21 protein-coding genes are annotated in these 20,312 nt (G+C 61.3%); 12 read left to right on the top strand and 9 right to left on the bottom strand.

What is annotated here, in order from left to right:
- Positions 1-78 precede the first annotated feature (78 nt).
- The 3 genes from CWE16_RS01145 to CWE16_RS01135 all read left to right on the top strand — a co-directional run bounded on the left by CWE16_RS01145 (position 79) and on the right by CWE16_RS01135 (position 2,322).
- Positions 79-699, top strand: a complete 621-nt coding sequence (locus CWE16_RS01145) for a molybdenum cofactor guanylyltransferase (protein ID WP_236629496.1) — start codon at positions 79-81, stop codon at positions 697-699.
- Entirely contained in the window at positions 686-1,741 is a 1,056-nt protein-coding gene (locus tag CWE16_RS01140; protein WP_131592311.1) for a GTP 3',8-cyclase MoaA, read from the top strand. The genes CWE16_RS01145 and CWE16_RS01140 overlap by 14 nt, the downstream gene beginning before the upstream one ends.
- 89 nt (positions 1,742-1,830) lie before the next feature.
- Positions 1,831-2,322: a redox protein gene (locus CWE16_RS01135; RefSeq protein ID WP_131592310.1), complete on the top strand. Its 492-nt coding sequence runs from the start codon at positions 1,831-1,833 to the stop codon at positions 2,320-2,322.
- Here CWE16_RS01135 and CWE16_RS01130 read toward each other — a convergent pair.
- The 3 genes from CWE16_RS01130 to CWE16_RS01120 are packed head-to-tail and all read right to left on the bottom strand — an operon-like array spanning position 2,310 to position 5,673.
- On the bottom strand, positions 2,310-3,230 hold the full coding sequence (locus tag CWE16_RS01130) for a transglutaminase family protein (RefSeq protein ID WP_131592308.1): 921 nt from the start codon (positions 3,228-3,230) through the stop codon (positions 2,310-2,312). The genes CWE16_RS01135 and CWE16_RS01130 overlap by 13 nt on opposite strands.
- Complete coding sequence (locus CWE16_RS01125) at positions 3,215-4,198, bottom strand: alpha-E domain-containing protein (RefSeq protein ID WP_131455062.1); 984 nt, start codon at positions 4,196-4,198, stop codon at positions 3,215-3,217. The genes CWE16_RS01130 and CWE16_RS01125 overlap by 16 nt, the downstream gene beginning before the upstream one ends.
- On the bottom strand, positions 4,192-5,673 hold the full coding sequence (locus CWE16_RS01120; protein ID WP_131592967.1) for a circularly permuted type 2 ATP-grasp protein: 1,482 nt from the start codon (positions 5,671-5,673) through the stop codon (positions 4,192-4,194). The genes CWE16_RS01125 and CWE16_RS01120 overlap by 7 nt, the downstream gene beginning before the upstream one ends.
- Positions 5,674-5,812: 139 nt before the next feature.
- On the opposite strand from CWE16_RS01120, the gene CWE16_RS01115 reads away from it, so the two are divergent.
- A complete protein-coding gene (locus CWE16_RS01115) occupies positions 5,813-7,423 on the top strand; it encodes an alpha/beta hydrolase (protein WP_236629495.1) in 1,611 nt (536 codons plus the stop codon).
- Positions 7,424-7,433: 10 nt separating this feature from the next.
- On the opposite strand, the gene ureC is transcribed toward CWE16_RS01115, so the two are convergent.
- Genes ureC through CWE16_RS01095 form a run of 4 tightly spaced genes read right to left on the bottom strand, consistent with a single transcriptional unit; the run spans position 7,434 to position 10,770 of the window.
- On the bottom strand, positions 7,434-9,143 hold the full coding sequence (gene ureC, locus CWE16_RS01110) for an urease subunit alpha (protein ID WP_131592306.1): 1,710 nt from the start codon (positions 9,141-9,143) through the stop codon (positions 7,434-7,436).
- 3 nt (positions 9,144-9,146) lie between these two features.
- Positions 9,147-9,467 carry an urease subunit beta gene (locus CWE16_RS01105; protein ID WP_131455060.1) on the bottom strand — a complete coding sequence of 107 codons (321 nt, stop codon included), beginning with the start codon at positions 9,465-9,467 and terminating at the stop codon, positions 9,147-9,149.
- A gap of 22 nt (positions 9,468-9,489) precedes the next feature.
- Positions 9,490-9,792 carry an urease subunit gamma gene (locus tag CWE16_RS01100; protein WP_131592304.1) on the bottom strand — a complete coding sequence of 101 codons (303 nt, stop codon included), beginning with the start codon at positions 9,790-9,792 and terminating at the stop codon, positions 9,490-9,492.
- A gap of 18 nt (positions 9,793-9,810) precedes the next feature.
- On the bottom strand, positions 9,811-10,770 hold the full coding sequence (locus tag CWE16_RS01095; protein WP_131592963.1) for an urease accessory protein UreD: 960 nt from the start codon (positions 10,768-10,770) through the stop codon (positions 9,811-9,813).
- A gap of 112 nt (positions 10,771-10,882) precedes the next feature.
- On the opposite strand from CWE16_RS01095, the gene ureE reads away from it, so the two are divergent.
- The 8 genes from ureE to urtE all read left to right on the top strand — a co-directional run bounded on the left by ureE (position 10,883) and on the right by urtE (position 17,927).
- The gene (gene ureE / locus CWE16_RS01090) at positions 10,883-11,392 is read left to right on the top strand and encodes an urease accessory protein UreE (RefSeq protein ID WP_131592302.1); all 510 of its coding nucleotides are present in this window, start codon (positions 10,883-10,885) and stop codon (positions 11,390-11,392) included.
- Positions 11,389-12,060 (top strand): urease accessory protein UreF, encoded by a 672-nt coding sequence (locus CWE16_RS01085; RefSeq protein WP_131592300.1) that lies wholly within the window; start codon positions 11,389-11,391, stop codon positions 12,058-12,060. Before ureE ends, CWE16_RS01085 begins: the two co-directional genes overlap by 4 nt.
- Positions 12,060-12,665, top strand: a complete 606-nt coding sequence (gene ureG / locus CWE16_RS01080; protein ID WP_131592298.1) for an urease accessory protein UreG — start codon at positions 12,060-12,062, stop codon at positions 12,663-12,665. The genes CWE16_RS01085 and ureG overlap by 1 nt, the downstream gene beginning before the upstream one ends.
- A 120-nt stretch (positions 12,666-12,785) precedes the next feature.
- Positions 12,786-14,078, top strand: coding sequence for an urea ABC transporter substrate-binding protein (urtA, locus tag CWE16_RS01075; RefSeq protein ID WP_131592296.1), 1,293 nt, complete (start codon positions 12,786-12,788; stop codon positions 14,076-14,078).
- Between the two features lie 103 nt (positions 14,079-14,181).
- Complete coding sequence (locus tag CWE16_RS01070) at positions 14,182-15,336, top strand: ABC transporter permease subunit (RefSeq protein WP_131592294.1); 1,155 nt, start codon at positions 14,182-14,184, stop codon at positions 15,334-15,336.
- 4 nt (positions 15,337-15,340) lie between these two features.
- On the top strand, positions 15,341-16,468 hold the full coding sequence (urtC, locus tag CWE16_RS01065) for an urea ABC transporter permease subunit UrtC (RefSeq protein WP_131592292.1): 1,128 nt from the start codon (positions 15,341-15,343) through the stop codon (positions 16,466-16,468).
- On the top strand, positions 16,465-17,220 hold the full coding sequence (gene urtD, locus CWE16_RS01060; RefSeq protein ID WP_131592290.1) for an urea ABC transporter ATP-binding protein UrtD: 756 nt from the start codon (positions 16,465-16,467) through the stop codon (positions 17,218-17,220). Before urtC ends, urtD begins: the two co-directional genes overlap by 4 nt.
- Entirely contained in the window at positions 17,217-17,927 is a 711-nt protein-coding gene (urtE, locus tag CWE16_RS01055) for an urea ABC transporter ATP-binding subunit UrtE (protein ID WP_131455052.1), read from the top strand. The genes urtD and urtE overlap by 4 nt, the downstream gene beginning before the upstream one ends.
- Positions 17,928-17,930: 3 nt before the next feature.
- Here the strand turns inward: urtE and CWE16_RS01050 are convergent, their stop codons facing one another.
- Entirely contained in the window at positions 17,931-18,692 is a 762-nt protein-coding gene (locus CWE16_RS01050) for a carbonic anhydrase (protein WP_131592288.1), read from the bottom strand.
- A gap of 24 nt (positions 18,693-18,716) precedes the next feature.
- A complete protein-coding gene (locus tag CWE16_RS01045; RefSeq protein ID WP_131592286.1) occupies positions 18,717-20,291 on the bottom strand; it encodes an APC family permease in 1,575 nt (524 codons plus the stop codon).
- Positions 20,292-20,312: the final 21 nt, after the last annotated feature.

Raw genomic sequence — 20,312 nt, 5'->3', positions numbered from 1 at the left:
CGCCTGGCTATTGCACCACCTCCCCGCCATCTCCCTGGTCGCTGTTGTTACGGAATTGCCCCCCTGCGGCGGTGCTAAGTGACGGTGATCCGAGCCTCTGTTGTGCCGCGACTGCTACGTGCGTGTGTTCTCGCCGGAGGGGCCAGCCGTCGCATGGGTGCTGACAAAGCGCTGTTGCCCCATCCCAGGGGCGGGACCTGGATTGACAACACCGTGGCCATGGCGAGGGCTCTGGGTCTGCAGGTGCTAGTGCTGTCAGGTCATCCCCGACATCGCGAGCACCTTGCTTCGCGTTTTCCGGATTTGTTGGTGCTGCCTGAGCCATGGCCTCCTGCCGGACCTTTGCAGGCTTTTGCTGCCGTGTTTTCCGCTCGGGTCGATGAGGCCTGGTTGGTGCTGCCGATCGATTTGCCTTACCTCACCTCCCCTGCGCTGGACACGCTGTTGGTCGCCTGGCGGGAACAGGAGCACGCGGCCTTGGTGGCGCATGACGGCGAACGGCAGCAGCCCCTGCTTGGGATTTATCCCGGTATGGCTGGCTCCCACGCTGCACTCGAGCGGCAGTTAGGTCGCGGCTGCCATCGCTGGCACGATTGGTTGGACCTGATTCCCCACCGCTCCTTTTTTCTGCCTCCAGAGCAGCTGCTCAATGCCAACCATCCCGCTGATCTGGCAGCGTTGACTGATGGTGAGTTCTGAGTTGGTGACGGACCGCAGGCAGCGCCCTCTTCAGGTGCTGCGTCTGTCGTTGACGGCCCGTTGCAATCTCGCCTGTTCCTATTGCCAGCCCGACCACAGGGAGGTGAGCGGGTTGCTGAGTCAGTCGCAGCGCCTGGCGCTGATTGAGGCCTGCTGTCGCCTTGGGGTTCGCTCCCTGCGCCTCACCGGTGGTGAACCCTTGCTCAGTGACCAGCTGGAGCCTTTGCTTGAGGCGATTCGCCTGCGGCGACAACAGCCAGGCGATCCACTGTCGCAACTGGAGGAGGTGGCTCTCACCAGCAATGGCTTGCTCCTGGATCAAGCCAGGGCTGAGCGTCTGCGGCGAGCTGGTCTGGATCGGATCACTCTCAGCCTCGATGGCCTCGATGCCGGTGTGGTGGCCGCCATGGCTGGATTGCCAGAGGTGGGCGAGGCCGGTTCCCGCGCCCTCGCTGCGGTGCGTGAGGCGATTGTGGTGGCCCGTGAGGCTGGCTTTGACCCTCGTTTGGGTGCACTCAAGCTCAACAGCGTGATCCAACGGGGTCGCAATGAGGATCAGCTGCTGCCCTTGGCTGCCTTCGCACGTGACCAAGGGCTGGAACTACGCCTGATCGAGTTCATGGATGTGGGGCATCGGAACGGCTGGAGCGGCGATCAGGTCATGCCGGCGGCGGAGATGCTCCGCCAACTGCAAGCGGTTTGGCCCCTGGAGCCCCTGGGTCGGCCAGCAGGGGGCACGGCCCGGCGTTGGCGTTACCGAGATGGAGCCGGCGTGGTGGCGATGATCGCCTCTGTGAGCGAGCCGTTTTGCTCTGATTGCAATCGGGCCCGGATCACCGCTGATGGCCAGCTGTTCACTTGTCTGTTTGCATCGACCGGGCTCAATCTCCGGCCCTGGCTTGAGCCTCACCCTGATGCCGAGTCGCTGGTCGTGGCGCTGAGGGATCACTGGTCAGCGCGCATGGATCGCTACAGCGAAGAGCGCAGTCTCCAGGTGCAGACCGATCCGGAGCGCGCCGAGATGGCCTATCTCGGCGGCTGAACGCCGGCTTGGGAATCGGTTGCATCTGGCACCATCGGTTGCTTTTCAGCCGTTTACAAAGGCTTTAGCTCTACGGCCCACCTCTCACCGTGTTCGAACTGCTCTCCTACGAACGCTTTCGCGACACGCCGGCGGTGCGCTTCTTTGATGTCACCGTCGCTGACTCCAATGCCCGCGATCTGGTGATCCACAGCGGTCCGGCCGTCAGCCCCCCCAATGATCCTGAGAGCGGCGCCTGGCAGTTCTATCTCCACCCCCATCAGGAAGACAACCTGTTGGCTGCCAGTGGTGGTCGCACCTTCTATCTGGTGAATCTCAGCTGGAAGGTGCCTTTCCACATCGTGCGTCTGGAGAGCGGTGGTGACATCCTGCGCATCCCGAAGGGCACCTTTCATCGCTCCGTGTCGGATCCTGAGGGTTCGGTGGTGCTCAACCAGGCCCTGCGTGAGACCGGTGCGTCGCTCGTGCGTGAATTCCGCGTTTACAACAGCCGCCAAATTCCCAAGCTGTTTGCCATCACCTCCACCGCAGCCCCTCGGCCGCGTTTGCATGGTTTGGCGCCACTGGTTCAGGCGGCCTGAGCTTGCCTGGAATCAGGCTCCTGCCCATGTTCCCCTCGAAGCTGCAGGCCACAGCCATCAATCTCCGCTTCGATGCTCCAGCTCAGGTCGCTGGCGGTGTTCGGCGGCCCACTGAAACTGCCGGTTACCGCTGCTGTGAGCTCGGGTCTTGAGGAACTGGCCAGCACGATGTAGCGATCATCGATGGCGCCGCTGCCGCTTGGATCGAAGCCTCGCCAGCCGGCACCGGGCAAATACACCTCCGCCCAGGCATGCAGGTCGTACTGTTCCGGGGCCGGATCCACCAGGTGGTAACCGCTCACGAAGCGAGCTGGCAGACCCACACAGCGGCAGCATTCGATCATCAGCATGGCCAGGTCTCGGCAGGAACCGACTCGCTCCCGGAGGGTGCGGCCGGCGGGCCAGGCCGGACCAATGTGGCGCTGGGTGTATTTGACCCGATCTTGAATCATCTCCACCAGTTGGCGCAGAAAGGGCAGGGCCTGTTGATTGCTGCCCATCAGTGCATCCTGGGCCAGCTCCACCGCCGAGGGGTCGTGTTGTCCATCGGGCAGCCAGCCCTCAAGCGCCCCCTGGAGATCCTTGTTCAGCAGGCCGCGCGGATAGGGCAATGAGGGTTCCATGCCACTGAAACAGCTCTCAAGCGGTGGTGCACTGCGGGTTTCCACCAGGCTTCGGGCGATGAAGCTGAGCCGGTCGGTGGCGCCGAAAAAACGTACCCGGCAGATTTCATCGCCGCTGGAGGCCACCAGTTCGTGGCGATGCACCGGATCGGGGCTGATCTCCAATTGATGGCTGATCAGTCGCTGGAATCCCTGACCCCTCGGTTGCAGGCAGAGACGGTGCTCCCCAAGGCTCACGGGAGCTGCGTAGCGGTAGTTGAGGCGATGGATCAGCTGAGCGCGCATGCGGGATCGGCAGGGATGGAACGGAGATCGCTGAGGGTGAAGTAACGCTCGTGAATCAGCTGATGCAAGCGGTTCAGATCCGCCTGGAGGTGATCGATCGCCTCATGCAGACCGGAGTGGATGAGGGAATCGATGCGCACGAAACTCCAGCGCGCCAGCAGTTGGCCACGCAGGCATTCCAGGTCATCGGGTGGACCTGGCACCGGCTGGCGCTGGATCTGTTGCAGGGTGTCGCTGATGCCCTGGAGGCAGCAGCGCACGGAGCGGGGGAAGGTGGGATCCAGCAGCAGGAAGGAGGCCACGGCGCTGGGGGCGATCGCCTCCTGCATGCTCTGGCGAAACATCTGATAGGCCCCGGCAGAGCGCAGCAGGGCGATCCATTGCAGTTCGTCGAGTACGCCCCCCACCTCTTCCGGTGAGGGCAGCAGCAGGAAATATTTCACGTCCAGGATGCGGGACGTCTTGTCGGCTCGCTCAATCAGGCGACCAAGTTGGCTGAACAGCCAGGACAGATCCCGGCTGAGGGTGGCATCCGTGATCCCGTAAAAGAGCTGACAGCCGCGACGGATGTCGCGTAGCTGCTCCTGCTCCGGCTCCTGCCAAATCGCCTCACCATCCTGGAGACTCCAGTAGAGACCATTGATCTGCTCCCACATCTCTGTGGTGATCACATCGCGGATCTGGCGCGCGTTCTCCCGGGCCATGGCGATGCAGCTCACGATGCTGTTGGGGTTGTCTCGATCAGAGACAAGGAAGCGGATCACCTCCTTCGGGTTCTGGCCCGGGTAGTGCTGATCAAAGGCCTCTCGGTCTCCACTCGCCTCCACCAATGGCAGCCAGGGCTCGGCACTGCCTGGTGGGCAGTCGAGCGCCATCGCTTCACTCACCTCCACGAAGCGGGAGATGTTCTCGGCACGCTCCACGTAGCGATTGATCCAGTAGAGCGAGTCGGCAACGCGGCTCAACATGGCGTGAGTTCGGAACCAACCTGGCTGTCAGAGACAACCTGGCTGTCGGAGACAACCCAGGTGTCTTTGCAGCCGCCCCCCTGGGAGGAGTTCACCACCAGGGAGCCTCGCTTCAGTGCCACCCGGGTGAGGCCGCCGGGGCTGACCCAGTTGCTGCGTCCGCGCAGCACGTAGGGCCGAAGATCCACGTGACAGGGGAAGAGCACTCCTTCGCTCAGAGATGGGACGGTGGAGAGTTCGAGGGTTGGTTGGGCGATGTAATTGCGGGGGTTGGCCTGGATCTTGAGAGCAAAGGCCTCGATCTCCTCCCGGCTGGCGTGGGGGCCAATCAACATGCCGTAGCCACCGGCTTCGGCCACGGACTTCACGACCAGCTCCCGCAGGTTCTCCAGCACGTAGGTGAGATCTTGGGGGCGAGAGCAGAGATAAGTCGGCACATTGGCGATGATCGGTTCTTCTCCCAGGTAGTAGCGGATCATCTCGGGCACGTAGGCGTAGATGAGCTTGTCGTCAGCGACTCCGGTGCCTGGGGCATTGGCGATCGCTACCCGTCCCTCACGCATCACCTCAAGCAGCCCGGACACGCCGAGCATCGAATCGCGGCGGAACACCTGAGGGTCGAGGAAGTCGTCATCGATGCGTCGATAAATCACATCCACGGCTTCCAATCCACGGGTGCTGCGCATCCAGACCCGACCGTCCTCACAGACCAGGTCTCGCCCCTCCACCAGGGCGATACCCATTTGCTGGGCGAGATAGCTGTGTTCGAAGTAGGCGCTGTTGAACACCCCCGGGGTCAGCAGCACGACTCGGGGCGTGTCTGTCCAGGGGGCGAGTTCCTTCAGCGTGCGCAGCAGATGGGAGGGGTAGTCGTCGATGGGCTGCACCGTGCGGCCCTCGAACAGGCTCGGAAACAGCCGTTTCATGACCCGCCTGTTTTCCAGGAAATAGGCCACGCCTGATGGACAACGCAGATTGTCCTCAAGCACATGCCAAGTGCCCCGTCCGTCCCGGATTAGATCGAGACCTGAGATGTGGCACCAGCGCCCCAGCGGCACTGTCATGCCTTGCATCTGAGGACGCCAGCCCTGGGAGCTCTCCACATCCTCCCGGGGGATCACACCGTCGTTGAGAATCCGCTGCTCTCCATAAACATCGGCAAGAAAGCAGTCAATCGCTTCAAGGCGTTGAAAAAGCCCTCGTTCCAAGCTGTTCCAGTCGGAACGACTGATCAAGCGAGGTAATGGATCAAAGGGAAGGATCCGCTCACCACCGAGCTGGCCTGAATCATTCAGGCGAAAGGTTGCACCAAGGCGGCGAAGCAGATTACTGGCGGAGGCGTGTGAGCGATTCAGTTCATCAAGGCCGATGCGCCCGAGGGACGACAGCAGCGGCAGCAGGGGAGTGCGCGGTTCCGCTTGCTCGCTGCAGAAATATTCGTCGTAGCCGCGGCTGGGTTTGTAATCGGTGAACATGTGCCGTGGAATGGCTGGGCCCATCCAAGGCTTCAGTGGTGCCATCGCGGGTGGCGGTCGTTACCGAATTGGAATCCTGAATCTGGCGAGCGTCTGCACTTGTCAATCTGCCCTGATTCGGAGAGGGTGCTGCGGCGGAATGGAGCTGCTCATGCGTCGCTATGGACTGACGATGCTTTCCCTGCTGGCTGGTCTTGTGCCCCTGGGATTGCCAGCGATAGGAGCCGAGCGCGTTCGCTTTCAGTTCGGTGAATTGTCCCGCGATGTGTCGGTGCCATCGCTGGTGACCTTCACCGAAACAGGTCGTGTCAATCCGGATCTACAGAGTTACTTCAACCTGCTGAAACCACAGCAGCAGCAGTCATTGCGCAATCTGCTGAATCAAAGCGTGCCCGTCACGGATGTGATGGCGTCCAATTTCCTCAGCACTCCACTTGGCAAACGCTCTTTGCAGCAACTGGTGAAGGTGCTCGCCCAGCCTCCTGAGATTGCCGAGCCGGCGCTGTCTTCCGCTTTGATTCTTGGAGCTGCCCAATCTGGTGAGCTGCGCCTGATTGATGTGCTCCAGGCCTATCCGACCCGAACCCTGCCGGTGAATGTGGTTGCGGTGCTCTCCCTGGCTCAATCGCTCACCCAGCAGTTCAACCTTCAGAGCCAGCTGTTTCCTCGCATTGCCTCCATTCAGGGGGAACCGGCCCAGGGTCCTGATCTGGTGACGATGGCCGACAAGGGGGCGGTGGCTTTCACTCAGATCCCTTTTCAATTTCAGGGACGCTTCGGCGACACGATTAGCGCCATCGCCTACATCCCCAACAGTGCCACGAGCGCCAGCCCGGCACGGCTGGTGCTGATTGCTCCTGGCCTGAACACCGATATGAATGCCCTCTTGTATGTGGGCCAGCAGCTGGCGAGCCATGGCTATGCCGTGGCATCGCTGAATTTCCCTTTCACCAGCGCCAACACGATCAAGGCGGCGATTCAGGGCACCGGTGCGATTCCGCCTGCGAATGCCTGGTATGGCCAACCGCTCAGCGTCAGTGACCTGATCGACCAGATGCAGCAGCGTTGGGGAACCAAGGTGAATACCGCCGCTGTGGGCGTGCTTGGTCAGTCGCTCGGCGGTTACACCGTGACGGCCCTGGCTGGTGCTGAGCTCGATTGGCCCTATCTCCTGAAGGGGTGCGATGAGCTGAACGATCCCGACAAGGTGGTGCTCAATCCTGCGGTGGTCTGGCAATGTGTCGCCCCCGGCCAGGTGGTGCAACGCAAGAGTTTCCGAGATCCGCGCGTGAAGGCAGCGGTGGCGGTGAATCCGGTGACCAATCCGATCTTCAGCCCCACGTCGCTGAAGGCGATTGCTGCGCCGATTCTGTTTGTTTCCGGTACGGGCGATATCTTTGCGCCGCCCGTCTCTCAGCAGCTGATCCCCTTCACGTCGATTCAGCAGCCTGGTTCCTTGTTGGCTCTTCAACACAACGGCACCCATCTCTCGTTCCTTGATGGCACGTCCGCGTTGCCCGCTGTTGTGATCGGTCCGGATCAGCCTCTAGCGCGAGAGGAATTGAAGGGGATGGCCCGCGCTTTCTTCGATCATCACCTGAGCAACACCCCATCCGCGCCGCCGCTTGCAGCACCGACGGCCAGATCCGGAGTGTTCAGTGGTAGCGATCCCCTGCGCCTGCTGATCACGCCTCGTTTCAGCCGTGAACAGCTCAATCAGGTTGATCCTGGCCTCAAGCAGTTCCCTTAGACCACCAGCCCTAGAGCAACAGGTAGCGCTGGGCCAGGGGCAACACTTCGGCAGGCTCGCAGGTCAGCAGCTCACCGTCGGCGAACACTTCGTAGGTCTGTGGATCCACGCTGATGTTCGGCAGGGCGGCGTTGAGTTTGAGGGCGCTTTTGCCCACGCTGCGGGTGTCTTGGACGGCCATGCAGGTGCGCTCCAGCCCCAGCTGGCGTTGGATGTCGGCATCCATCGCCGCTTCGCTCACGAAGGTGAGACAACTGGGCGCCAAGGCTTTGCCGAACGCAGCGAACATCGGCCGACCATGCACCGGGCCAGGGGTGGGAATCGAGGCGTTGGCATCCCCCATCTGGGCCCACACGATCGAGCCGCCCTTGAGGACCAGTTCGGGCCGAATGCCGAAGAAACCCGGCTTCCACAGCACGAGATCGGCGAGCTTGCCGGTTTCAATCGAGCCCACTTCGGTGCTGATGCCGTGGGCCAACGCCGGGTTGATCGTCACCTTGGCGATGTAGCGCTTCAGCCGGTGGTTGTCGTTGCGGCTCGAGTCTTCCGGCAGGGCACCCCGTTGCACCTTCATTTTGTGGGCTGTCTGGAAGGTGCGGGTGATCACTTCGCCCACACGGCCCATGGCCTGGGAATCGCTGGCGATGATCGAAAAGGCGCCCAGGTCGTGAAGGATGTCTTCGGCGGCGATCGTTTCGCGGCGAATCCGCGATTCGGCAAAGGCCACGTCTTCCGGGATCTTGGGATCGAGGTGGTGGCACACCATCAGCATGTCGAGGTGTTCCTCGAGGGTGTTGCGGGTGTAAGGCCGGGTGGGGTTGGTGCTGCTGGGCAGCACGTTGGCTTCTCCGCAGATCTTGATGATGTCTGGGGCGTGACCCCCACCGGCACCCTCGGTGTGGAAGGTGTGGATCGTGCGGCCCTTGATGGCGGCGATCGTGTCTTCCACGAAGCCTGCTTCGTTGAGGGTGTCGGTGTGGATGCACACCTGCACATCCATGCGGTCGGCTACCGACAGGCAGGCGTCGATGCTGGCGGGTGTGGTGCCCCAGTCTTCATGCAGTTTCAGGCCGCAAGCACCGGCGCGCACCTGTTCTTCGAGCGCTTCGGGCGTGCTGGCGTTGCCCTTGCCGAAGAAGCCAATGTTCACCGGTAGCCCCTCAGCGGCTTGGAGCATGCGGCTGATGTGGAAAGCGCCGGGGGTGCAGGTGGTGGCGTTGGTGCCGGTGGCCGGGCCGGTGCCACCGCCCATCAGGGTGGTGACGCCACTGGCCAGGGCCGTTTCGATCTGCTGAGGGCAGATGAAATGGATGTGGGTGTCGATGCCACCGGCCGTGAGGATGTGACCTTCGCCGGCGATCGCTTCGGTGCCGGGGCCCACCACGATCGTGACCCCTGCCTGGGTGTCGGGATTGCCGGCTTTGCCGATGCCCACGATGCGGCCGTCTTTCAGGCCCACATCGGCTTTCACGATCCCCCACCAATCGAGGATCAGGGCATTGGTGATCACGGTGTCGACGGCACCACCTGCTCGGGTTGTCTGGGCCTGGCCCATGCCGTCGCGGATCACCTTGCCGCCGCCGAACTTCACCTCATCGCCGTAAACGGTGTAGTCCTTTTCAACCTCAAGAATCAGTTCAGTGTCGGCGAGGCGAACCCGGTCACCGGTGGTGGGTCCGTAGGTCTCGGCGTAGGCCTGGCGGGAGATGCGGTAGGGCATGGGTCAGGCGTCGAGGGATCCGTTGATTTGGCCGTTGAAGCCGATCACCCGCCGGGCACCGGCAAAGGGGATCAGATGCACGTCTCTGCTGTCACCCGGTTCGAAGCGGATGGCTGTGCCAGCGGGGATATCGAGCCGCTGACCCCGGGCGGCATCGCGGTCGAACTGCAGGGCGTTGTTGGCTTCCGCGAAATGGAAATGGGAACCCACCTGCACTGGCCTGTCGCCGCTGTTGGCCACGGGAATGGTGGTCACGGGCCGGCCGGCGTTGAGTTCGATGTCGCCGGGTTCGGGCAACAGTTCACCGGGAATCAGCGGGGCCATGGCAGGGATGCAGGGTGGTGGGTCAGCGAATTGGGTCGTGCAGGGTCACGAGCTTGGTGCCATCGGGAAACACCGCTTCGATCTGCACCTCGTGAACCAGTTCGGGAATGCCGTCCATGACTTGTTCGCGGCTTAACCAGGTGGTGCCTTCCTGCATCAGCTCCGCAACGCTCTTTCCGTCGCGGGCACCCTCCAGCACAAGGAAACTCAGCCAAGCCACCGCTTCGGGGTGGTTGAGCCTGAGGCCGCGCTGGAGTCGCCGTTCGGCCAGTAATGCCGCGGTGACGATCAGGAGCTTGTCTTTTTCCTGGGGACTGAGATGCATGGACTGGCTCGGTCATTCTCAGTGTGTCCTTACCGCGGGCCAAGCAGTGTTCGTGGTGAACGATGACGGTGGCAAAGGCTGTTCCTGCAGAGGCCAGACCCTTGGGATCTGTGGAGCGCTCAGGGCGCGCAGGGCGCGGGTACGAGCCCAGATGCGGCTGAACCAGAAGCGGGCATCGCGGCTGGACGGACCGGCATAACGGGCCACCAGGCCCTGATTCAAGGGGCTGCAGCGCAGCGTGCCTTCCAGGCCTTCGCGATCGCTGCGGACCAGCTCCAGCAGTTGCGCCAGAGCATCGCCGCTCAAGGGCATCGGCGCAGCCCACACCAGCGATCCGAACACTGGCTGTTTGTTCAGTCCGTGCTGGTCGTTGAGGGCATCGCCCCCCAAGTCCAACCGGTCCACCATTTCCCAGCGATCGGCTTGATGAGGTTCATCACTGCGTCGGCAGATGCTCAGGGCTGAGCGCCAGCGACCCTGCTGCAGGGTTTCTCCGGCGGCGGTGCGGCCCAGCCGCACGATTTCTGCACTGAGAAAGGAGGCGTCAGCTGGTAGTTGCACCGTCAGATGCTGCTCATAGAGGGCATTCGCATAAAGCACCAGCTCCTGGGGTAGCCATTCCAGATCGCTGCTTTTCGCCAGTTTGCAGTGCACCTGTTGACGGGCCCATTGGCCTTCGGGGTAGAGGCGGCTGCGGCCGATGGATCCGTAGACCTTCTGGGCGGCGACGCTGGTGATCAAGCAGCGGCTGTTTGTTTTCAGGGCCAGGGCAATGCTGAGTTGGTCGCCACCCACCAGTCCTCCAGCTGTATGCAGGATTGGCAGCTCACAGCGACCGTTGTTGCCTTGTTCAGCCCGCAGAAGCTTGAACGGGGCGCTGCAGCCCCCTTGGTGAACTGTGCCTGCGTCGCCGTGCTCGGTCTGCCGGTGTTCAAACCGCAGGTCGCAGCGGCCATGCCAGGGATCGAGGCGTTGCATGCCCCCACGCTCGGCGCTCGAGCTGCGATGACCTGTAGCAATCAACACCAAATCAAGGCAGACGGCTGGGCAGGCTCAGGGTGAAAGCGGAGCAGCCTTGGACGACAACGCGATGAGTGACAACGCGAGCGATCACAAACCGATCGTGTTGGAGCATCGCCAAGTGGGTGAGGCCGTTGGAGATCTTCCGCCCGACCGCCGCCTGCAATTGCCGCTCACGGCCGAAGAACGCACGGTGCTCCGTGGTCGCCGCCGAAGCCACTGTGGACGTGCTCTCTTGCTTCAGCTGCCGCGGGAGGGTGCCCTTCAGCCCGGTGATTGCTTGTTGGATTGTTCCCGGAGCTGGGAGGTGGTGGTGATTGCGGCGCCGGAACCGTTGCTGCGGGTGCAGGCGGATTCAGTCTTGGAGCTCCTGCAGGCGGCGTATCACCTCGGCAACCGCCATGTGGCGCTCGAGCTCCACGACGGGGACTTGTTGTTGCTGGCGGATTCGGTGCTGGAGGCGATGTTGCGGAGCCGTGGCTTGCGTGTGAGTGCCTGTGAGCGTCCGTTTGTTCCGGAGGGAGGCGCTTATGGGGGTGGTCACAGCCATGCTCATCGTCACAGCCATGAAACGCCATGACCTCCCTGGCGTTGCTCCAGTTGGTGAGCCCGGCTTTGCCGGTGGGAGCGTTCAGTTACTCGGAGGGGTTAGAGGTCTTGATCCAGGCCGGGGCGCTGAAGAGTGAGGCTGGTCTCGAGCAGTGGTTGATCGCCGAGTTGGAGCGGGGATCCCTGCGGTTGGAGGCTGCCGCCCTCGCCACCCTGATGGCTGACCTGGACCGATGGGTGAATGGCGCTGATCAGTCGGCCCGACTTCGTTTGCTGGATCTGGATGGTTGGCTGCTGGCCACCCGTGAAGCTGCGGAGGTGCGAGCTCAACAACGTCAGATGGGGGGGTCTCTCCTGCAGCTGTTGGCCGACATGGGTCATCCACTGACAGAACCACTCCCCCTGGCCTGGCCGGCGGCATGGGCTTGGGCGGCACTGTCGCTGGGGGTGTCGGAGGCTGAAACGGTGGAGGGCTACCTCTACAGCTGGGTAGCCAATCAGCTCAGTGCGGCCGTGCGCCTGTTGCCTTTGGGCCCGACCAGGGCTCAGGTGCTTCAGCAGCGTCTGTTGCCGCGGATCGCTGCCGAGGCCCAAGAGCTCCTCGCTGCTGATCCACGGACCTTGTGGTCAGCGGGCGTGGGGGCATCGCTGGCGCAGCTGTCCCATGCTGAGTTGTATTCCCGTTTATTCCGAAGCTGATGGGGAGCAAGTTGCGGCTTGGTGTGGCTGGGCCGGTGGGGTCCGGCAAAACCGCTCTTGTGGAGGCGCTTTGCCGGCGACTGCGGGATCAACTGCAGTTGGCGGTGGTCACCAATGACATCTACACCCAGGAAGATGCTCAGTTTTTAACTCGCGCGGGAGCTTTAGAGCCGTCACGGATCCGTGGTGTGGAGACCGGTGGCTGTCCGCATACGGCCATACGGGAGGACTGCTCCATCAACAGGGCAGCGGTGGCGGAGTTGGAAGCTCAGTTCCCAGCTCTAGATCTGGTGTTGGTTGAGAGCGGCGGCGACAATCTGGCGGCCAGCTTCAGTCCGGAGCTGGTTGATCTCTGTATCTATGTGATTGACGTGGCCGCAGGCGACAAGATCCCGCGCAAGGGCGGCCCCGGGATCACGCGTTCGGATTTGCTGGTGATCAACAAGATCGACCTGGCGCCTCTGGTAGGGGCTGACCTGGCCGTGATGGAGCACGACACCCTGCGCATGCGCGGCGATCGCCCCTGGTGCTTTACCAATCTGCACAGCGGTGAGGGGCTGGATTTGGTGGTGGCGTTTGTGTTGCAACAACTACCGAATTCGTGATTGCTTGCTCCGATATCAGGCCTCTTCTGTCCGATTGGTAGTGAGTGTTACTGGAAGGAGTCCGGCTGGCTGGGACTGTCTCATGGCGCCTAGCGCAACAGTTATCACTGTCAACACACCATGTCTCAACCGTTGTCAAAACGCATTCTGATCAGCCTGGCGGCGACCTCGCTGGGCGTGGTAGTCACGGCCTGTGGCGGTGGTGATCAGGCCTCCAATGTTCAGTTCGACGACACGGTGAAGGTGGGCATCCTTCACTCACTGACCGGCACCATGGCCATCTCTGAGTCCACCCTCGTGGATACCGAGAAAATGGCCATTGATGAGATCAATGCTGCTGGTGGTGTTGAGGTCGACGGCAAGAAATACAAGATTGAGTACATCGTCGAAGATGGAGCCTCGGATTGGCCCACCTTCGCTGAGAAGTCGAAAAAGCTGATCGATCAAGACAAGGTGCCCGTTGTCTTCGGTGGTTGGACCTCCGCCAGCCGCAAGGCGATGTTGCCGGTCTACGAATCGAAGAATGCCTTCCTTTTCTATCCGATTCAATACGAAGGTCAGGAGTGTTCTAAGAACATCTTCTATACCGGTGCCACTCCTAACCAGCAGTCTGAGCCGGCGACCTATTTCATGTTCAAGGATTCCCCTGCAGCAGGGAAGCCCTTCTTCCTCGTGGGTTCGGACTACGTCTTCCCCCGTACCTCCAACACGATTACCAAGGAGCAGCTGAAGTCGCTCGGTGGCAAGGTTGTTGGTGAGGACTATCTGCCTCTGGGTAATACCGAGGTGGCTCCGATTATTGCCAAGATCAAAAAGGCTCTTCCTGACGGTGGTGTCATCATCAACACTCTCAATGGCGACCAGAATGTTGCCTTCTTCAAGCAGATCCAGGACGCCGGCATCACGCCTGCCAATGGTTACTACGTGATGAGTTATTCGATCGCTGAAGAAGAGATCAGCACGATTGGACCTGAGTTCCTCGAAGGCCATTACGGCGCCTGGAACTACATGATGTCGATCGACACACCGGCATCGAAGAAATTTGCGGCCGACTTCAAGGCCAAATATGGTGACAACCGCGTGGTGGCTGACCCTCAGGAGTCGGCTTACAACATGGTCTATCTCTGGAAGAAGGCCGTTGAGAAGGCCGGCACATTTGATGATGACAAGGTGCGTGAGGCTCTGATTGGTATCAAGTTCGATGCTCCTCAGGGTCCAATTGAGGTGCGGCCCAATCACCACATCTCCCAGATTGTGCGCATTGGTCAGATCACCGCTGACGGTCAGTTCAAGATCGTTGAGCAGTCTGATAATCCGATCGATCCGCAGACCTGGAACCAATTTGAGCCTTCTTCGAAGGGCTTTGCCTGCGATTGGAGTGATCCCAGCAAGGGCGAGAAGTACAAGCTCTGATCGCTTGACTCAGGCCGAACCCTGGTCTGCATGCTTTCCGGAGGAGTCCCATCTGGGGCTCCTCTTTCTGTGGTTTGTCTGATCGCTCATTTCATCAACTTCCGTGCAACTGCTTTTTGAAAGCCTGTTCAACGGGGTGGCCATTGGCTCGGTGCTGCTGGTGGCTGCTCTCGGATTGGCGATTGTGTTCGGCCTCATGGGTGTGATCAACCTCGCCCACGGCGAGCTGATCATGCTTGGGGCCTACACCACCTATGTGGTGCAGCTGATCTTCAAGCTGCCCGCGCTTCAACCCATCTACGACACCTACGTTCTTGTGGCGATTCCGCTGGCCTTCATTACCAGTGGTGTGGTGGGCATCCTTTTGGAACGCACCGTGATTCGCCGCCTCTACGGCAATCCCCTCGAAACACTGCTGGCCACCTGGGGCGTCAGCTTGATCCTGCAGCAGTTCGTGCGCAGCGTGCCCCTGGCTCAGGCCGCCGGTGTGGTGCTTGCCCTGGTGCTTGGTTTTTCATTGCCTCTGTTGCTTCCTCAGCTCCTGCTGCAAGGACCCCGAGCCCGTTGGATGCGTGCTGCCAGCTGGGGTGTTGCAGCTCTGGTTGGCGTGGTGTTTGCCAGTGGATTGGCGTCTCAGGTCAGCCGGATCGCGCGTGCCACCTCTCGCAACGTGGATGTGACGGCGCCCAAATGGATGCGTGGTGGTCTTGAGTTCGCAGATCTGACCTTCCCCGTGCCTCGTCTGGTGATCATCGTGATCACGGTGGTGGCCGTGGTCGGCGTGACCTGGTTCCTCAACCGCAGCGTCTGGGGCATGCGTATCCGTGCTGTGACCCAGAACCGAGAGATGAGTGATTGCCTGGGTATCCCCACCGACACCGTCGACGTGCTCACCTTTGGCATTGGTTCCGGCTTGGCCGGGGTCGCTGGTGTGGCGGTGTCGTTGCTCGGTTCAGTCGGTCCGAATGTGGGGACGTCCTACATCGTGGGCTGCTTCATGGTCGTGGTGCTTGGCGGAGTTGGCAATCTGCTGGGCACGGTGATCGCCTCCTTCTTCATCGGCTTGCTGACCGACCTCATCGGTGCAGGGCGGCTGCTTTCGATCTGGCCCGGTATGCCTGCCCCCTTGGAGGGAGCGGTGAAGTTCTTCGCCACCACGAGCATGGCTCAGGTGATGGTCTTCGCTCTGATCGTGGTGTTCCTGCAGTTCCGTCCAGCGGGTCTCTTCCCGCAGAAGGGACGCATGGTGGAGGCCTGAGCTCATGATTCAAGTCTTTCAACAGCGCCGTTGGCCCCTGGTGCTCCTTTGGGTGCTGATCGTTGCCGCGGTCGTGGCGGCACCAGCGGTGCTTCCTGTGTTTCGGCTCAATCTTTTGGGTCGGTTCCTTTCCCTGGCGATCGTGGCCCTCGGCATCGATCTGATCTGGGGTTTTACCGGATTGCTCAGCCTCGGGCAGGGCATTTTCTTCGCTCTCGGTGGCTATGCGGCGGCGATGTATCTCCAGCTCAATAGCTCTGCTAGCCATCCCAACGGCATCCCTGAGTTCTTCAGCCTTTATGGCGTGGATCGGCTGCCCTTGTTCTGGGAACCCTTCCACAATCCTCTATTCACGCTGATTGCCATCTGGCTAGTGCCGGCATTGTTGGCTGCGCTGCTCGGCAACATGGTGTTCCGCAATCGCATCAAGGGGGTCTACTTCTCGATCCTGACCCAGGCGGCCTTGCTGGTGTTTTTCAATTTTTTCAATGGCCAACAGAAGCTGATCAACGGCACCAACGGTCTCAAAACCGATGTGACCAAGCTGTTCGGACAGATGGTTGGTTCACCTGAGATGCAGCGTTGGTTCTTTTGGATCACCGCTGTGATTGTGATCTTGGCCTGGCTGTTTGTGCGCTGGGTGGTGCGTGGTCGCTTCGGCGATGTGCTGATTGCGATCCGCGATGACGAGCCGCGGCTTCGCTTCACCGGCTTTAACCCCACCCTGTTCAAGACGATTGTGTTTGCGATTGCCGGAGGCCTTGCGGGCATTGGCGGTGCCCTTTTCACGGTGCAGTCGGGGATCGTCTCGCCCCAGTACATGGCTGTGCCCTTTTCGATCGAAATGGTGATCTGGGTCGCCGTCGGAGGGCGTGGCACGTTGGTCGGTGCCATCCTCGGCGCCGTCTCGATCATGTACGCCAAAAGCCTGGTGAGCGAGGCGATGCCGCAGAGCTGGCTGTTTATTCAAGGCGGACTGTTCATTTTGGTGGTCACGGCACTGCCGGAAGGTGTGATCGGTTGGTTCCGCACAGATGGCCCTCGCAATCTGCTTTCCCGTCTGGGTTTGGGTCGTCGAATCGCCACCTACCCCCAACTGGAAATCGACGGTCAGGAGGAGGTGCAGCCATGAGTGCTCCCCTTTTGGAGTTACGCCAGATCACAGTCAGCTTTGACGGCTTCTTGGCCCTACGCGATCTCAATCTCAGTCTCCAGCCTGGTGAACTGAGGGCGGTGATTGGTCCCAATGGGGCTGGCAAGACCACTTTTTTGGATGTGATCACTGGCAAGACCACTCCCACCGAAGGGGATGTGGTGTTTAAGGGGCGCTCCCTGGTGGGAACCAAAGAGCACCGCATCGCTCGACTCGGCATCGGCCGCAAATTTCAGAGTCCGCGGGTGTTCGAGAAGCTCAGCGTCCAGGAGAACTTGGCACTGGCGGTCAGCCGGCCCAAGCAGCCATGGTCACTGTTATTAGGCGGTTTGAATGCCACGCAGCGCGATCAGGTGCATCAGCTGATGAGCATCGTGAATCTGCAACACCGGGCTGACTGGCTTGCAGGCGCTCTCTCCCATGGTCAGAAACAGTGGTTGGAGATTGCGATGTTGGTGGGTCAGGATCCTGACCTTCTCCTGGTCGACGAGCCGGTGGCAGGACTCACCGATGAGGAGACGGATCTCACCGCCGATTTGCTCAAGTCGTTGGCGGGGGATCACACCGTGCTGGTGATTGAGCACGACATGGAGTTCATCCGGCGCTTGGAGAGCCCAGTGACGGTGTTGCACCAGGGTCATGTGCTCTGTGAGGGAACGATGGATCAGGTGCAGGCTGATCCGCGTGTGATTGAGGTGTATCTCGGAACCACGGAGGAGCAGAACGGATGACGGAACTTCTGGAAATCCGCGGGTTGAACACCTATTACGGCGAGAGCCATATCCTTCGGGACGTGGACCTCACCGTGAAATCTGGTGAGATGGTTTGTCTGATCGGCCGTAACGGTGTGGGTAAGACCACGCTGCTCAAGTCGTTGATCGGTCTGTTGCGACCACGCCGCGGAGAGATTGTCTTCAACGGTGATGGGCTCGACCGTCAGGCTCCTTATCAGAGGGCAAGGGCTGGGGTCGGCTATGTGCCCCAGGGGCGAGAAATCATTCCCCAGCTGACCGTTGAGGACAACCTGATGCTGGGTATGGAAGCGCTCCCAGGTGGGCTCGGACGCCACCGGCGCATCGATCCGTTTGTGTATGAGCTCTTCCCCATCTTGCGGGAGTTTCTGCCCCGCAAGGGTGGTGACCTCAGCGGTGGCCAGCAGCAGCAGCTGGCCATTGCCCGGGCACTGCTTGGCAAGCCCAAATTGCTGCTCCTCGATGAACCCACCGAGGGCATTCAGCCCAACATCGTGCAGGACATTGAAGCTGCTGTTCGTCGCATTATTGCCGAGACCGGCATTGGTGTGCTGCTGGTGGAGCAGCACCTCCATTTTGTCCGGCAAGCCGATCGCTATTACGCGATGCAGCGGGGGGGGATTGTGGCGAGCGGTCCGACCGCCGAACTCAGTCAGGCGGTCGTGGATCGCTTTTTGAGTGTGTGATCGTCAGACGATCGTCACCTTGCCAGAGCCAATGTCGAAATAGCCGACCACGATCTGCAATGTGCCGTTGTCGACGGCGTCTTTGATCACCTCGCTTCGGGCGGTGAGCTGCTTGGCGGCGTAACTGGCATTGGCTTTGGTCGCCGTTTCCACATCTTGCCCTGGTTGGATGGCCGCTCGAATCGGCTTCACCAGTTCCGTCAGCAGCGGAGTGGGGAGTTCGTCGCCTTGCGCAGCCTTTACAGCGCCGCAGGCGCTATGGCCCATCACCATGATCAAGGGCGTCTTCAGGGCCAGAACGCCGAACTCCATGGAAGCGATCGCATCATCGAACGCGGTGTTGCCAGCGCTGCGAATCACAAACAGATCAGAGGGAGCGGCATCAAAGATCCATTCCGGGGCCAGCCGCGAATCAGCACAGGTGAGGACGGTGGCCCATGGGGCCTGCCCCTCGCTAAGCACACTGGCGGGAAGGAAACAATTGTCCAGCCAGAGGTTGGACATCACCTGAGCGCGTTCTTGAGGGGTGTTGGCGCTGTTCTTTTTCTCCCAGGCGGCAGCAAAGCGGGCATTGCCGTCTTTGAGGGCCTTCAGTGAATCAGAAGGCCTGCAGGATCTGGGGTTTTCATCCGCGGGAATGCTGGCCGCTGTTGTGGTTCCGCCCGTCGCTCCAGATGATTCTGGGGTGGCTTTTTTCGCACAACCCACCAGGCCTAGGGCGGTGAGTCCGGTGCCAAGAAGAAAACTGCGACGGTCGAGAGTCATGCTGATGGGACGAATGTCCGGAACCTAGCTGGCCCTTTTGGATCCGGCTGTGTCTTGTCCCAGGCCGGTGAGCGCGTGCGGTGATACTTCATTCAGGGCGCTGCAGGTCGCCAGGGGCAGCACCACGAGGGCAAGGACCGTGAGCAGCAGCAGGTGGAGGCCGGTTGGCAGGGCGAAGGGTTGTCCTTCGCTGAACAGTTCCATGTCCAGCAGCAGCAGACCCAGATAGAGGATCCACCAAAGACCGGCGCGAGCATCGATTGGCTGGCGTTGCCGCCAGCGGTTGGCGACATAGATCAGTGTGGGGATCAGGATCACCACCACGGCTCCCTCCAGGGCTGGACGGCCGCACCAGCTGGTGGCCCAGGTGGCCATCACGAAGGCGATGCTGCAGAGCAACCGCGCCTGGGGGATGCGGAACCGGCGGGGTTCATTCGGGAGCTGCCGCCTCAGGCTCAGCAAGCTCACCGGGCCCATCGCCAGGGCGATCACCAGGGTGGAGGTGAGGAAACTCACCACCGTCTGCCAGCTCGGACCGATCCAGAGCAGCGCGGAGCCGATCACGAGGCTGCTGATTAATGCCCAGTGGGGAACGCCACGGTTGTTGAGACGTCCGAGCCCTTTCGGTAGAAGGCCGCATTCACCCATCATCCAGCTCACCCGTGCCGACACCCCTACGAAGGTGAGGGCCGTGGCTCCCGGTGAGATCACAGCATCGATCAGCAGCAGGGTGGCCACCCAGCCCAGGCCGAGGCCAAGGGCAAGGGCCACCATCGGCCCACCATGGGCGCTGAGGGTGAGGCGCGACCAGCCTCCGGCGAGGTTTGCAGGAGGCACGCTCACCAGGAAGGCCAGCTGGAGGATCAAGTAAATCCCCAGACAGAGGCCCAGGCCCAATCCCATCGCCAGGGGCACGTCTCTCTGCGGTCTGCGTGCTTCCCCGGCGAGATCCATGGCGGTGCGGAATCCCAGCAGGCTGAACAGGATGCCACCACTGCCGATCGCGTCCACGAGGGCACCCTGTCCCATGGGGACCCGAATGCCGAGGTTGCCCCAATGGCCTGCCAGAAGCATCAGGGTCACTGAAACCAGCACCGGCACGATCAGTTTCCAGATCGTGAGGCTGTCGATCCATCGGGCCAGTCGGCTGACTCCGGCGAGATTGATCCAGGTAAAGAACACCAGCAGTGCAACAGCCAGCAGCTGACCGGCACCGGTGAGCAGTTGCTGGCCACCCTCGTCGTGGGTGAGCCAGGGCAGGCTGCTGGCCAGGTACTGCAGCAGGGCCAGAACCTCGATGGTGGGTAGGGAGACGTAAGAGATCCAGGCGCTCCAGCCGCCGATAAAGCCGGAGAGCCGCCCATGGCTGAGCAGCGGGATCTGGGCCAGGGCGCCTGAGCTGTTGACGAGTGCTCCCAGCTCGGCGAACACCAGGGCCAGAACGAAGGCCATGGCTCCACCGACAACCCAGGCCAGCAGGCTCGCAGGCCCGGCGCTACGGGCTGAGAAGTAAGGCGCGAACAACCACCCAGACCCGATCGTGCTGGTGACCACGGCCAGGGTGAGGGTGCTGATCCCCAGATCGCGTTTCAGTTCCATCGGCTTGCGCCTCTTTGTTGC

This window comes from Synechococcus sp. BS55D (assembly GCF_004332415.1).
Classification (GTDB): Bacteria; Cyanobacteriota; Cyanobacteriia; order PCC-6307; family Cyanobiaceae; genus Synechococcus_C.
This window is presented reverse-complemented; position numbering and strand designations above follow the sequence as displayed.

Coding starts and splice junctions, on each gene's coding strand:
- CWE16_RS01140 (WP_131592311.1), top strand. CDS start 686: ATGGTGAGTTCTGAGTTGGTGACGGACCGCAGGCAGCGCCCTCTTCAG.
- CWE16_RS01130 (WP_131592308.1), bottom strand. CDS start 3,230: ATGCGCGCTCAGCTGATCCATCGCCTCAACTACCGCTACGCAGCTCCC.
- CWE16_RS01125 (WP_131455062.1), bottom strand. CDS start 4,198: ATGTTGAGCCGCGTTGCCGACTCGCTCTACTGGATCAATCGCTACGTG.
- CWE16_RS01120 (WP_131592967.1), bottom strand. CDS start 5,673: ATGTTCACCGATTACAAACCCAGCCGCGGCTACGACGAATATTTCTGC.
- CWE16_RS01115 (WP_236629495.1), top strand. CDS start 5,813: ATGGAGCTGCTCATGCGTCGCTATGGACTGACGATGCTTTCCCTGCTG.
- ureC (WP_131592306.1), bottom strand. CDS start 9,143: ATGCCCTACCGCATCTCCCGCCAGGCCTACGCCGAGACCTACGGACCC.
- CWE16_RS01105 (WP_131455060.1), bottom strand. CDS start 9,467: ATGGCCCCGCTGATTCCCGGTGAACTGTTGCCCGAACCCGGCGACATC.
- CWE16_RS01100 (WP_131592304.1), bottom strand. CDS start 9,792: ATGCATCTCAGTCCCCAGGAAAAAGACAAGCTCCTGATCGTCACCGCG.
- CWE16_RS01095 (WP_131592963.1), bottom strand. CDS start 10,770: ATGCAACGCCTCGATCCCTGGCATGGCCGCTGCGACCTGCGGTTTGAA.
- ureE (WP_131592302.1), top strand. CDS start 10,883: ATGAGTGACAACGCGAGCGATCACAAACCGATCGTGTTGGAGCATCGC.
- CWE16_RS01085 (WP_131592300.1), top strand. CDS start 11,389: ATGACCTCCCTGGCGTTGCTCCAGTTGGTGAGCCCGGCTTTGCCGGTG.
- ureG (WP_131592298.1), top strand. CDS start 12,060: ATGGGGAGCAAGTTGCGGCTTGGTGTGGCTGGGCCGGTGGGGTCCGGC.
- urtA (WP_131592296.1), top strand. CDS start 12,786: ATGTCTCAACCGTTGTCAAAACGCATTCTGATCAGCCTGGCGGCGACC.
- urtC (WP_131592292.1), top strand. CDS start 15,341: ATGATTCAAGTCTTTCAACAGCGCCGTTGGCCCCTGGTGCTCCTTTGG.
- urtD (WP_131592290.1), top strand. CDS start 16,465: ATGAGTGCTCCCCTTTTGGAGTTACGCCAGATCACAGTCAGCTTTGAC.
- urtE (WP_131455052.1), top strand. CDS start 17,217: ATGACGGAACTTCTGGAAATCCGCGGGTTGAACACCTATTACGGCGAG.
- CWE16_RS01050 (WP_131592288.1), bottom strand. CDS start 18,692: ATGACTCTCGACCGTCGCAGTTTTCTTCTTGGCACCGGACTCACCGCC.
- CWE16_RS01045 (WP_131592286.1), bottom strand. CDS start 20,291: ATGGAACTGAAACGCGATCTGGGGATCAGCACCCTCACCCTGGCCGTG.